The 13,401-nt window shown below is 67.7% G+C and carries 11 protein-coding genes; all 11 read right to left on the bottom strand.

The window, feature by feature from the left end; all coding sequences use genetic code 11:
- Window positions 1-12: 12 nt before the first annotated feature.
- The 11 genes from AC1U7O_RS09150 to AC1U7O_RS09200 all read right to left on the bottom strand — a co-directional run bounded on the left by AC1U7O_RS09150 (window position 13) and on the right by AC1U7O_RS09200 (window position 13,400).
- Complete coding sequence (locus tag AC1U7O_RS09150; RefSeq protein WP_479894418.1) at window positions 13-1,083, bottom strand: glycosyltransferase family 2 protein; 1,071 nt, start codon at window positions 1,081-1,083, stop codon at window positions 13-15.
- 13 nt (window positions 1,084-1,096) lie between these two features.
- Window positions 1,097-2,035, bottom strand: coding sequence for an SDR family oxidoreductase (locus AC1U7O_RS09155; protein WP_479894419.1), 939 nt, complete (start codon window positions 2,033-2,035; stop codon window positions 1,097-1,099).
- Between the two features lie 37 nt (window positions 2,036-2,072).
- Window positions 2,073-3,308, bottom strand: a complete 1,236-nt coding sequence (locus AC1U7O_RS09160) for a methyltransferase domain-containing protein (protein ID WP_479894420.1) — start codon at window positions 3,306-3,308, stop codon at window positions 2,073-2,075.
- Between the two features lie 43 nt (window positions 3,309-3,351).
- Window positions 3,352-4,335: a GDP-mannose 4,6-dehydratase gene (locus AC1U7O_RS09165; protein WP_479894421.1), complete on the bottom strand. Its 984-nt coding sequence runs from the start codon at window positions 4,333-4,335 to the stop codon at window positions 3,352-3,354.
- An 82-nt stretch (window positions 4,336-4,417) separates the two neighbouring features.
- Window positions 4,418-5,656, bottom strand: a complete 1,239-nt coding sequence (locus AC1U7O_RS09170) for a methyltransferase domain-containing protein (RefSeq protein ID WP_479894422.1) — start codon at window positions 5,654-5,656, stop codon at window positions 4,418-4,420.
- Window positions 5,657-5,738: 82 nt separating this feature from the next.
- On the bottom strand, window positions 5,739-7,694 hold the full coding sequence (locus AC1U7O_RS09175; protein WP_479894424.1) for a hypothetical protein: 1,956 nt from the start codon (window positions 7,692-7,694) through the stop codon (window positions 5,739-5,741).
- Entirely contained in the window at window positions 7,691-8,935 is a 1,245-nt protein-coding gene (locus AC1U7O_RS09180) for a glycosyltransferase (protein ID WP_479894425.1), read from the bottom strand. Before AC1U7O_RS09180 ends, AC1U7O_RS09175 begins: the two co-directional genes overlap by 4 nt.
- The gene (locus AC1U7O_RS09185) at window positions 8,932-9,978 is read right to left on the bottom strand and encodes a glycosyltransferase (RefSeq protein WP_479894427.1); all 1,047 of its coding nucleotides are present in this window, start codon (window positions 9,976-9,978) and stop codon (window positions 8,932-8,934) included. Before AC1U7O_RS09185 ends, AC1U7O_RS09180 begins: the two co-directional genes overlap by 4 nt.
- Complete coding sequence (locus AC1U7O_RS09190; RefSeq protein WP_479894428.1) at window positions 9,975-11,054, bottom strand: NAD-dependent epimerase/dehydratase family protein; 1,080 nt, start codon at window positions 11,052-11,054, stop codon at window positions 9,975-9,977. Before AC1U7O_RS09190 ends, AC1U7O_RS09185 begins: the two co-directional genes overlap by 4 nt.
- A 28-nt stretch (window positions 11,055-11,082) precedes the next feature.
- The gene (rfbF, locus tag AC1U7O_RS09195) at window positions 11,083-11,850 is read right to left on the bottom strand and encodes a glucose-1-phosphate cytidylyltransferase (RefSeq protein ID WP_479894429.1); all 768 of its coding nucleotides are present in this window, start codon (window positions 11,848-11,850) and stop codon (window positions 11,083-11,085) included.
- A gap of 47 nt (window positions 11,851-11,897) precedes the next feature.
- Window positions 11,898-13,400, bottom strand: a complete 1,503-nt coding sequence (locus tag AC1U7O_RS09200) for a lipopolysaccharide biosynthesis protein (RefSeq protein ID WP_479894430.1) — start codon at window positions 13,398-13,400, stop codon at window positions 11,898-11,900.
- Window position 13,401: the final 1 nt, after the last annotated feature.

Consider the following 13,401-nt stretch of genomic DNA (forward strand, 5'->3'; position numbering starts at 1 on the left):
CGCCGGTCCTCCTCATCGCAGACCGAGGAGGCGCCGCATCGAGGCGGCATGGTGGGTGATCCGGGCCAGAGGCCCCGTGAGCCGGAGGGCTTGCATGGCTTCAAGCAGCCAATAGGCCAGGACCTGTATCGGACCGGTCCGAAAGCGCCGGAGCTGCTCCCGCACGCTGCGCACCTCCTCCTCCGTCAAGCGGTAGTCGGAGAGCTCGAACACGGACCGATTACCCGACCGCTTGCGCCGGGTTTCCTCCGAGGCCTGCCGGAAGTGCAGGCCCAGCTCATAGGCGAGGGCCCAGAACAGGTAGCGGTCGATGTCCCGACGCCACCGCCGCACCAGGTCCGCATGTCCGGGCCAGCGGCCCAGGTGATCGTCGCAGTACCGGTTGAGGTTTTCGTAATAGTCGCGGGTCAGGGACTCGATCGTCCGGCGACTGAACGACCGGGCATGGACCCGGTAACGCCAGAGCCGCCGAGGGATATGTCCGATGCTGAACCGTTCGGCGATCTGGAACCAGATGACGAAGTCGGCGAACCCGATCGGTCCGTCCTCCCGGAACCGCAGGGGGCCGAGCGCGGCGCGCCGGATCACCGCGCCCGGACAGCCGATGAACGACTGGCCGCTTCGCATGGTGCGGCCGATATAGTCGAGCCCGGACACGACATCCGGCACGTCGTGGTCCCGGACGCCGACCTGTCGGCCCTCGTCGTCCAGCAGGTCCCAGTCCGAGCAGACGATCCCGACCTCCGGATGCCGGAGCAGGAAGCCGACCGAGTCGCAGACCAAGTCCGGGTGGTGCTGGTCGTCGTCGTGAAAGAGGCAGAGGAATTCGCCTCGGCTTTCCTCGATGCAGAAATTGTGGTTGCCGTACAGCCCCAGCCGCGTCGGCTGGCGGACATAGCGCACACGAGGGTCCGCGTCGGCCAACTCACGGCAGAGCTTCTCGGTCTCGTCCGTCGAGGCGTCGTCGCTGATGAGGATTTCCAGGTTGCGATACCTCTGCCCGCAGATGGTGCGTAGGCTCTGCCGCAGCAAAGGCGCGCGGTTGCAGGTCGGCACGCAGATGGACACCAGCGGATTGTCCACGGTTCGCTCGCCCTCAGGTTCCGCGGTCTTTCGGGCCTTGCTCGTCGCGGCCCCGCGGCTCCCCCGCGGCCGCGGCCAACCCGCTCTCGTGCCAGGCGTGGAGCGCCGACAGCCCCTCGTCGAGCGACCGGAAGGGACGCACACCGGCCTCCCGCAGCTTCCCGCAGTCCAGGACGACCCGCAGGGGGCGGGGGGCGGCCTGGCCAAGCTCGCGGGTCGGCGTCGGGAGGATATGCCGGCTGTCGAGCCCGAACCGCTCGCAGACCCGCTGCGCCAGCCGCACGCGGTCGATCACCTCGGGGCCGACCGCATGAAAGGTTCCCCCCAGGCCCCGCTCGACGAGGACCAGCGTCGCCGCCGCCAGATCCTCCGTGTAAGTCGGCGTCCCCCACTGATCGGAGGGCACTGGCACGTCGCAGCCCTCCCCGATCCGCTGGGCGAGCCGCAACGCGAAGTTCTTCCTGGCCCGGTCCGGGCCGTACAGCCAGGCCGTCCTCAGGATCAGATGCCGGTCGGGCAGGCGCTCGCGCAGCGCCGTCTCCCCCGCCGCTTTGCTCTGCGCATAGACGTTCAACGGATTGATGGGATCGGTTTCCCGGTAGGTATCGCCGGTGCCGTCGAAGACCTGGTCGGTCGAATAGTAGACGACGCGGCAGGAGCCTTCCCGCGCATAGTCGGCGACGGCCTCCGCGCCTCCGACATTCACCCGCCAGCAGGCCTCCCGTTCGGTCTCGCAGAGGTCCACGTGGCAGAACGCGCCGGCGAGCAGCACGAGGTCCGGCTTGGCCTCAAGAAGGGCGGCGCGCAGGGCCGCCCTGTCCCCCAGGTCCGCCGTCCGTTGCCCGGGACGGGGATGGCGGTACACGGTCTCCACCACCACGTGCGACCGGGCGAAGCAGCGGCTGAGCGCGCTCCCCAACTGGCCGTTGGCGCCGATGATCAAGACTCGCACGGAGAGATTCGTGGTCTTCCGTTCAGCACGCGCGGGTTCAGAGGTAATGCGGCAGGGGGAGCGGGTGCAGCAGACGTCCGCCAGCGTCCAGGTAGGGCTTCTGTTGGCGCTGGATCTCCTCCGCGTAGTTCCAGGAGGACAGGAGCAGGACATCGGGCCGGCGCGCCGGGACGGCCTCAGGGGCCAGGATCGGGAGGTGCATGCCCGGGGTGAGACGCCCCTGCTTCAGCTCGCTCTTGTCCACGACGAAGTCGAGCAAGTCCAGGCCGACGCCGCAGAACTGCAGCATGACCTGGCCTTTCGCTGCGGCGCCGTAGGCGGCGACCCGTTTCCCCGCGCGCTTGAGCTCCCGGAGCTCCGCCGTGAGCGCCTCGCGCTGCTCGTACGCGCGTCGCGCGAATCCGACCCAGGCCTCCCGGGTCGCCAATCCGCTCTCGGCCTCGGCCCGTACCATGCGCTCCACGGAGGGGTGCGTCGCCCGGGCTCCGCCGCGCTTCTGGGCAAAGGCCACGATCGAGCCGCCGTGCATGTCCACCTCCTCGACGGCAAAGAGGTCGAGCCCGTGCATGCCGAGCAGCCGCCGCAGCACCGTCACCGAGAAGTAGCCGAGATGCTCGTGATAGACCTGATCGTACTGCAGTCCGCGGTAGAGGGGAAGGACGTGGGAGCATTCCACCGCGGCAATTCCGTCGTCGCGGAGGGCGAGCGCGAGGCCCGACACAAAGTCGTGCAGCGCCGCGACGTGGGCGATGACGTGGCGGGCCAGGACGACGTCGGCCGGTCCGTCCTTGCGCACGATCGCCTCGGCCGCCCGGACGCCGAAAAAGTCCGGGATCGTGGGAATGCCACGCCCGTTGGCGATCGCCGCGACGTTCTCCGCCGGGTCCACCCCCAGGACCTTCCAGCCCGCCCGCTGGAAGGCCGAGAGAATCGTCCCGTCGTTGCTCGCCGCCTCGAGGAGAAAGGCGCCAGGCCGGAGCGAAGCGCCGCCCGTCCGACTCACCAGCTCGACCAGTAGCCGGCCATGCCGTTGCACCGCCTCCGACACCCCCGTGACGTAGAGATAGTTACGAAAGAGGACCGCGGGATCCACGACCTCGTTGATCTGGACATGCCCGCAGGACTCGCACAGGCAGAGTGTGAGGGGAAACCGGGGCTCCCCGGGGATCTCCGACTCGTCGCGCAGAAAGGCGTTGGCCAGGGCCTGACGGCCGAAGTCCATGGCCTCGAACAGCGTCGCCGCGCCGCAGACCTGACAGGCCGTCACCTTCATGATGGACCGCCTCCGCAGATCCCGACGCCACGGCGGCGCGGCGTCAGCCGAGCAGTTTCCGGTACCATTCGATCGTCTCGGTCAAGCCGGTTTCGATGTCCCAGATGGGTTTCCATCCAAGCACCTCTCGGGCCTTCTTCGCGGACAGGTACTGCTTGCGGATCTCGTTGGTGACCTGGTTCTGGACGACGGGCTCGATGTCCGGACGCCCCATCAGGCGAAGGATAAGGGCAACGAGCTCCAGCACGGTGGACGGCTGCTCGTTGGAGAAATTGAACGCCTGGCCGTGGATGTCCGGCAGCTCCGCCATCTTCTCGGCCAGTGTGCAATAGGCCGCGGCACCGTCCTTCACGAAGAAGTAATCCCGCACATAGGTCCCATCGGACCGGATGATGGGTCGCTCTCCGCGCAGCACGGATCGGATCGTGCCGGGCACCACCCGGTTCCAGTTCAGGTCGCCGGGTCCGTAGAAGTTTCCACACATCGTCACACAGACCGGCAATCTGTAGGTCTTGGCGTAGGAAAAGGAGATCAGCGCCGCGCAGGACTTGCTCATGTCGTATGGGGCCCGGCCCTGGAGAGGAAACGTTTCGTCGTATGGCAGGACCGTCTGGTCGCCGTAGGCCTTGTCCGATGACGCCACGACGATCTGCTCCACCGTGGGTGACCGCCGGCAAGCCTCCAGCAACCGCCAGGTCCCGGCGATGTTGGTCTCGAACGTGCTGATGGGATTCCGGCAGGCCACGCCCACCTGGCTCTGGGCGGCCAAGTGCAAGACCGTGCGGATGTCGTACTCGCCCAGCGTCCGCTCGATCAACGGCTGGTCACAGAGATCGCCGCGGACCATGCTGCAGCGGTTGGCCAACCCTGCGCGGACGAATTCGGAGTAGGGCACCCAATCCCGCACGAGGCAGACCGGGTCCGCGCCGGAATCGATCAGTCGCTTGACCGTCCATGTGCCGACGAGACCGGTGGCCCCCGTCACCAACACCCGGCGATCCCTCCAAAACTTGGTGTTCAGCTCCATACCGCTCATTCTCCCCCCAGCCGTCGCCGGCGACCTTCGCTCGCCCTCACTCTCCGCGTTCCCGCTCCTCCCCGGGCCCCGGTCAGGGCAGATAATGCGGCATGGGGAGCGGATGCAGCAGCCTCCCTCCCTGCCGGACATAGGCGTCCTCCTGACGCCGGATCTCATCGGCAAGATTCCAGGCTGAAAGGAGCAACACGTCCGGCCGGTCCACGAGCAGGCGCTCAGTGGAATGGACGGGGATGTGCGTGCCAGGGGTCAGCTTCCCCTGCTTCCAGGCGCTCTTGTCCACCACGTAGTCCAGCAGGCTGCCGTCGATGCCGCAGAACTGGAGCATGGCCTGCCCCTTGCCGGACGCCCCATAGGCGGCCACGCGCTGCCCGCGCGCCTTGATCGCACGCAGCTCGTCCACCAGGGCCACCTTCTGCTTCTCCACCCGACGAGCGAAGTCGCGCCAGGCTTCCAACCCCTCCAGCCCCCGCGCCCGCTCTTTCTGGAGCACGCAGGCCACCGACTCGTCCGGAACTCGCGCCGCGCCCTCGTGGGAGAGATACACGCGGACCGACCCCCCGTGGATCGGGATCTCCTCGACCCGGACTACCTTGAGCCTGTGCATCCGGAAGAGCGTGATCAGCACCTCCACCGAATAGTAACCGATGTGCTCGTGGAACACCTGGTCGTACTGCAGCAGGTCGTACATCGTCAGGACATGGGGCACTTCGACAACACCGACGCCCTCGGGGCCCATCACCCTCCTGATCCCCTCGACGAACCCGTGCAAGTCGGCGACGTGCGCCAGCACGTTGCGCGCGATGACCACGTCCGCATCGGGCAGCCGGTGGGCCACGACCTCCGCGGTGTCCCGGTTGAAGAACTCCGCGATCGTCTCCACGCCCCGCTCGTTCGCGATCTTGGCGATGTTGCGCGCCGGATCCACCCCAAGCACCTGACAGCCGTTGTGCTGGAAGACAGAAAGGACGGTCCCATCGTTGCTCGCCGCCTCGACGACCCGCAATCGGGGCACACCCGCCTTGCCCAGCACCGCCACGACCGCCTCATAGAGCTGCCGTGCATGGACAAGCACTGTCTCGCCGACGCCCGTCAAATAGATGTAATCGCGGAAGAGCAGCTCCGGGCTCACGATCTCGTTGATCTGGAGGTGGCCGCAGCCTCCACAGCGGCAGAGGGCCAGCGGGTAGCGCGGCTCGTCTTGCACCCGCGCCGGGGAGTCGAGGAACCCGTCGGCGAGCGCCACCCTCCCGTAGTCCAGGATCTCAACCAGCGGTCCGGCCGAGCAGATCCGGCATCGCTCCACGTTCACGCGCGATCCTCCTTAGCGCTCGGGGGCGACTCCCTTGACGAAGGAGGGGCAGTATACACCAGCGAGGGGGTGAAGCAAACGATCAAATGGAGGGCGCTCCCCCCGAGCGCAGGGGCAGCGTGTTGTCGGTGCCGGCCATCCCGCCGGCATACGGACGGAGGCGATAGGCTACAGGGCCTCCGAACCGGAAAAAGGCTTCATCCAAGTCCACTACCAGCACGTCGGTCTCGCGTTTCGGGAAGGCCATGACCTTGTCCTCGCCAAAGGAGTAGGACCAGACCCTGATGTCCCGGTACCCGATCCGCCACGACTCGCCGTCCTCGTACAGGCGGAAGGGCTCCTCAACCTTGAACACCGGCACCGCTGGCTTCGCCCAGAGCTTCGCGTACCCTTCGAACGTCTGGTGGCCGGAGTCGGGACAGCACCCGAACAGGTAGAGGCCCTGCAGATGAAAGCTGGTGCTGATCACTTCCTCCCTGAAGTAGCGGTCGAACAGGAATCCTCCGACCTGGCGCGCCTTGGCAGCGAACCCGGGCGCCTGGAGGGCTGCCATGAGCTGCGCCCGGGGAAAGGTCGTCTTGGTCGGCTTGTCCAAGAGGACGATAAGCCGCCGTCCCGTCCGGCGCGCCTCCTCCCCGGCCTCCAGCACCACCCGGGCGATCTCCCGTTCCTTCCGGTACGCATCCTCGTAGTAGCCCCGTTGGACCGCGAGGTTGAGCGCCAGCACCCCGAAAAGGAGCCACAGCCCAGCCAGGGTGGCGGCCCGGGCCGGCGCCAACGCCCGGACAGCGGCGCGGAGCAGCCGCTGCAACAGCCAGCCGAGCACGAGCGAGATCCCGCAGGCGGCCAGGATGTTCACGCGATCGGCCATCATCCCAACGATGCGCGGATAGCCGATCGAGGTGGAAAAGGGCAGATAGGCCAGCACCACCCATGCCGTGCCGCACAGGAGCAAGAAGCCGCTGGGGTCCCGCCGCGCATCCGGCGCCAGCGGGGCAGTCCGCGCCGCCGCGGCCAGGCCCCAGACCAGCGCTGCGCTCAACAGGCCGACGGCGACGACCGTGACCGGCCAGGCCGGCAGCGCGCCGAGGCTGTGCCACAGCAGCAGCGAAGGGTACAGAGGATAGCCCAGCGTGTTGGAGAAGGCCGCCGACAGGTAGAATAGCAGCGCGTTCACTCCGGCCGCCAGGACGGGCACCAGCCCCTCCGGCGCATGGAGGGTCGCCGCCAGCTCACGGAACCGCGGCGCGTACAACAGGACGGAGGGCACGTCGGACACGAGGAAGGCAGCGGCCGCGGCGCTGACGGCCAGGAAGGCCGCGCCGAGGAAGACCGACGGAGCCCGCCAGTCGGTGAACCGCCAGAGCGTGGCCCCCCCGTGCCGCTCATAGAGCGCCACGTACAGGCACAGCGGCGAGAGAAAGAGCGCATACTCGTGGTTGAAGATGGACAGCCAATAGGACAGCAGCGCGGGCAGGCCCCAGCCCAGCAGCCGCCGGCGCGAGGCGGGAGCGGCGATCGCCTTCAGAAAGAGCGAGAAGGACAGCAGGAAAAGGGTCACCGCCAGGTTGTTCACGACGATGACCTGGAGGAAGTGGCTCGCGGCGGCAAAGGGGTAGAGGCTGTAGACGACCACCGAGGAGAGGAGGAGCCCCGGCCCGGCCAGCCGCCAGACCACGTAGGCGAACAGCAGCAGGTTCGCGGCCAGCACCGCGACACAGAGCACGTTCATGAACACGACGTGATCTCCGACGGACAGGGTCTCGAACAACAGGTAGATGATCGGCACCAGACCGCGCCGCGAGTACAAGAAGGAGAAGTCGTACGCACCGCTCGCCGGGTCGTAGAGAAAGGTCTTGGGGGAGCCGGTCTTGGTCGAGTCGCCGTAGCCGGGAAACTTGAACTGCCGGACCTCGTTGTCGTGGAAGTTCCAGCTTTCGTTGACGACCATCCCGTCGAAGGGATAGGCCCAATACAGCAGACCGAAGTGGGCCAACGCATAGGCTAGGACGAGCCACCAGGCGACGCGGGAGTTCATGCCTCCCCCTGTGCACCTGCGGGGAGCCGCCCGTCCCCGGCCAGCCGCCGGTACAGATCCCCGTAGTGCCTGGCGCCGGCCTCCACGTCGAAATACCGCCGGGCGGTGTCGCGGCAGCGGGCGGCCCGCTCCGGGTCGGCCAGGAGCCGCTCGATCTCCGGGACCGAGGCCGCGAAGGCTTGCGGGCGTGTGTCGGACAGCACGACCCCCACGTGATGGTCGCGGACGATCCAGCCGGAATCCCCCACCCCGTCATTGATGACGACGGGCACGCCGCAGCCGAGAAACTCACCGAGTTTCGTCGCCGCCGAGCCGCGCTTGGAGAAACAGACCTTGATGAAGAACAGGCCGAGGTCCATCAGCCGCATGTACTCCGGCATGGCGGAGAAGGGCGCCTCGGCCAAGACTAGACGGTCGGCCGGGACACCGGCCGCGACCGCGTCCCTTCGAAGCTGCCCATGGTCGTCTCTTGTCACGATCAAGACCTCGAGCGCCGGGTCCCACGCCGTGAGGCAGGCCAGGTAGTCGAGCATCGGTTGGCGCAGGTACCAGTTGTGCATCGTCCCGACGCAGCCGACGACGCGACGGCCCGCCAGCCCCAGCCGGGCGGCCAGTGCCTGATCCTTCGGGCCCGGCGAGAACCTCTCCAAATCCGCGCAGGTCGGGATCACGAGGAGGGGCGTCTCCGGCGGGATGCGGTACCCGAGGTCGGGAATGGCCTTCACACCCTCGTGCGTGAGGGACACGATGGCATCGGCCCGTTCGTAGAAGCGCCGCTCGCACCACTTCGTGACGGCGTAGATCCGGCTGTCGCGCCGCCAGTGGCCGCCGTCCACCTTCTCGTCCGCCCAGAACCCCCGCATGTCGAAGATGAATTTGGTTCCGGTCAGCCCCTTCAGACCGAGGGCGATGAGCGCCGGGACATAGCCCCGGGCGTGGGCCAGCGCGACGCCCCGGGACCGGGAGAGGCGCAGGCCGGCAAGCAGGCCCGCGAGGACATCCCAGAGCGTCGAGAGGATCGGCGGCCGCTTGTGGTACCGCAGGGGCCTCCATGCGATCCCCGCCGCACGGAGCCGCTCCGCCATCCGACTGGCCCGCTCGCCGTCGCGGAGATCCTTCGCCTTCTCGAAGCTGAGCAGCACCGGCTGCACGTCCCCGGCCAGCCGCTCCAGGTAGGCCACAACCTGAGACTCCCCCAGCGGCTCCAAGATCCCGTCGTAGGAAATGTAGAGCGTTCTCACGAGGCGGACCTTGGGGCCAGGGCTTGAGCCGCCCGCAGGCGTCGCACTCGGCGGATCCCTTGGAGGCACAGCCGGCCAACCGGGTTCCGAAGCGCCGCCGCCAGCCCGGCATAGACCCGGGAGAGTCCTTGCCGCTCCAGCCCCCGCAGCACGTTGATGAAGCCGGCGGCCGCCCGATGATCGTCCTCGCAGATGGCCGCCACAGCGGCTACGAAGAACCGTCGCCCCTGGGAACGGACGGACCGGAGTAGCAGCTCGGGCCGATTCGTCACGAGCGAGGGGCAGGCAGCCTCGGCCAACGCGAGGCCCCGCTCCAGAATGATCAAAAAATCCCGGCACCACCGCGCGGCGTCGATCGAGGAAGAAAAAGAGGCGCCGTGGACGCGCATGCACGCGAGCGGCTCCGCCACGTAGGCGACGTCGCCCTGCAGACAGAGCTTCAGCCACATGAGCCAGTCCGAGCACAACAGCCCCGGGTCGAATCCGCCCAGTTTGGCGTACAGGATCCGACGGACCATGACGGTGGAGCAGCAGACATTGTGGCCGCCGAGATACCGCAGGAACTCTGCCTTCCCTTCAACGACCCGGTCCTCCGGATAGGCCCGAACCACCCGCCGCCGCCGACCCTCCCCATCGATCTCGTAGGTCGCGCAGTGCACAAAGGCGACGCCGGGATGGCGGTCAAGCATGGCCGCCTGGCGCTCCAGGAAGCGGGGCTCGTAGAGGTCGTCGTCGTGGGCCACGCAGACATAGTCGCCCCTGGCCAAGGCCAGGCACCGATTCATGTTCGGGAAGGCTCCGACGTTCCGCTCGTTCCGAATGTAGCGCACCCGTGGGTCGGGGCGCCGCGCGACCACCTCCTGCGTGGCGTCCGGCGAGCAGTTGTCGGAGACGATCACCTCAAAGTCCTGGAAGGTCTGGGAGAGGAGGCTGTCCAGGCACGCGCCCAGATAGGCGGCCCGATTGTAGGTCGGCAGGCACACGGTCACCTTGGGCCAATCGGGAAGGGGCCGAGCCGGATCAAGCGGGTCGCGATCGGTCACGATTCCCTCCCGGGTGTGCCGCCGGCCGTCGGCTGCTCCCGCATCCAGGCGATCGTACGGCGCAGGGCCTCGTCCAGCGTCGTGCCGGGGCGAAAGCCCGTGGCCTCGGCCAGACGTGTCACGTCGGGTGCGTATCGACGGCCGAGAATTCCCGAGGGCGGCGCGCCTTCGGCAACCACCCGCACCGGCTTGCCGAGGCACCGCCCCACCCGCTCGGCGAGCTCAAGGAAGGAGACAACCTCTAGGTCGCTCCCGATGTTGAACGCGCCGCCGGCCGGTCCCCGGAGCAGCACCTTCCACAGCCCGATCACCGCATCGGCGATGTAGCAGTAGGAGCGGACCGTGCGACCGTCGTCCTTGATACGAATCACGTCGCCCGCCAGAGCCTGCCGGATGAAATCCACGACGGCCGACGTCGTGTTCAGCTCCTGATAGGGCCCGACCAGCGAGAACAGCCGCCCGATGGTCGTCGGCACCCGATACTGCTCCAGGTGGATCCGACACAGCAGCTCGGCATAACGCTTGGCCTCCGCATAGCAGGACTTCACGCTGGAGAGGTCCGGCCCGCCGGAATAGTCCTCGCCCAGCCAGGGGCGGTCGTCCGGTTGCATCCCATACACGGCGCCCGAGCTGACGAAGAGCAGGGCCTCGACCGGCGCTTGGCGCGCGACGTCGAGGACCGCTCTGGTCCCCTCTACGATGGTGTCGGCCGCGCTCAAGGGGTCCGCCGCGAACTGCCGCGCGTCCGCCGACGCCGCAGCATGGATGATGAACGTCCAAGGCCGCGGCGGAAGCCGTACCGTCCGGATGTCCCCTTCGAGCAACGAAAGATCGCGCCGCCCGACCCACTCCGGAAAGCGGGCCCGGACTCGGTCCGGATTCCTGGTAACGGCGTGAACTCGGCAGGGCTCGGCCAACACCCCGTCGTTGAGGGCCATGAGCGTCCCCAGGAGATAGCTCCCGACGAAACCCGTCCCTCCCGTCAGCAGGAGGTCACAGCCGCTCAACCGCTGGGCATCTTCCCCGAGAGCCTTGGCGATCTGCTGGAGATCCTGCTCGACAACGGAGGAACTCACCGCGACCAACCACTCCTGACGCCTGCGGCTACCAAACCTTCCACGGCGCCCTGCCCGAGTCCCACAGCTCCTGCAGCAGGCGCTTCTCCCGGATCGTGTCCATCGGCTGCCAGAATCCCTCGTGCCGGAAGGCCATGAGCTGGCCTTCCTTGGCGAGGCGCTGCAGCGGCTCGGCCTCCCACACCGTCGAGTCCGCGGCGATCAGGTCGAAGACCCCGGGCTCCAGGACGAAGAACCCGCCGTTGATCCACCCGCCCTCGGCTTGGAGCTTCTCCGTAAACTCCACAGCCCGATCGCCTTCGAAGGTCAGGCTCCCGAAGCGGGAAGGGGGTCGGACGGCGGTCACGGTCGCCAGCTTGCCGTGCGAGCGATGGAAGGCCAGGAGCGCTGCCAGGTCCACGCTCCCCACGCCGTCTCCGTAGGTCATCATGAAAGTCTGGCTCCCCAGCCAGGGTTTCAGCCTGCGGATCCGCCCGCCGGTCTGCGTGTGCAGCCCCGTGTCCACCAGCGTCACGGTCCAGTCCGGCGCCTTGTTGTGGTGGTAGGTCACCTTCCCAGATCCCAAGTGGATTGTGAGGTCGTTGTTGTGGGGATAAAAGTTGAGAAAGTATTCTTTGACGAAGTCGCCCTTGTACCCCAGGGCGATGACGAAATCGGTGAACGACGCAGCGGCGTAGATGTTCATGATGTGCCACAGGAGCGGATGGCCTCCGATCTCCACCATCGGCTTCGGCCGCACATCCGTCTCCTCCGCCAACCTCGTCCCCATCCCGCCGGCCAGAATCACGACTTTCATGCGTCTCGTTCCTCCTCAGGCTGTCCGACGATGGATCCGCCGGCCTCTCAACCCGCCTTCTGACAGAAGGCCTTGACCAGACCCGACCGGATGAGCACCAGGAGGCCGTTCCCCTCCAAGACCGCGAGGGACTCTGCCCCGAGCAGGCCCAGGCGGCGGGCGAGCAGCCACGCGAGCCCGCCGGCCACAACGGCGCCGGCGACGAGACCGGACGCGCCGTAGCGCAGTAGCGCGCAGGCCGACGCGGCGACGACCGGCGATCCTAACCAGGCATACCGCAGGACGGACGCGCGCACCGCCCGCGCCGTTGCCGCCAGCATCATGCCGGCCGCCGCCCAGTACCCGAGCAGAGTCGCGACCGCGGCGCCCGTGACGCCGTAGCGGGGAACGAGCGGCAACGCCGCCGCCAGGTTGACCAACGCCGAGGTCAGCGTGATCCCCGAGAGCATCCAGGTGCCGCCAAGGGCGCTGATCAACGGCATGAAGGTATTGAAGAGCGCGAGCCCCATGGAGGCGATCAAGAGCAGGATCAAGGGCGGAACCGACCCCACAAAAGACGGACCGAACAACAGGGGGATGACGAGACCAGAGGCCAAGACGCCGACGCTCAACAGGAGGGCGAACCCGAGGAGCCCATAGGGCACGATCCGCTCGACCTGACGGCGGATCTCCTTCTCCTCCCGATTCGCGACGAGCACGGCGAAATGCGGCAGCAGAAGGGAGGAGGAAATGATGGTGACCTGCTGCGCCACCCCGGCCATCTGGCTTGCCAGGGAGTACAGCCCCAGATCGGACAGCGAGAGGTAGTGCTTGATGATCGCGTAGTTGATCCACTGGGTCCCGATCAATCCGATCCAGGTGGAGAAGATGAGCGGCAGGGAAAAGGTCCACATGGCGCGGATCGCGACGCCGCCCACGCGTACGGGCGCGAGCAGGCGCCGGAGCTTCACGAGGGCCCAGGCGCTGACCGCCAGACTGGCCGTCGCGTAACAGCCGACGACCGCAACCGGGTCCTGCGCATAGGGCGCCGGCAGCAGCAGTACGCCGGCCAAGGCGGCGGCCTTGTCGAGGAACAGCGTCACGGCGTAGCGGGGCATCTGCTGGCTGGCCTGGAACACGCCGCCGAGCGAGAGCAGGAGGCTGGACAGGACGAAATACCCGAACACCAACCAGACGCCGGCGACCGTCACGCCGAAATAGGCCGAGGCTGCGTTCTGTCCCACCGCCAGGGCGGCTGCGGCGGCCAGCAGCCAGGGCGCGACCACGACGAGCCGGCTCCAGAAGCTTTCCGCGACCGAGCCGGTCCGCGCGAACTCCTGGGCGCCGAACCGGATCAGGCCCGTCAGGGTCCAGTTGAAGATGATGCAGCCCAGCACCTGGACCGCCATGATCAACAGCGACAGTCGCCCGTACTGCTCGGCGCCCAGCCGCCAGGTCAGAACGACGTTCAGCGCGAAGGACAGCGCAATCGCCCCGTAGTTCCCGGCGCTGACGCCCAGAAAGTTGTGGACGAAGCCCCGGGCCTCCCGTTCGGTCGCGTGCGCGCCCATG

Source organism: Candidatus Nitrospira neuquenensis, assembly GCF_979578155.1.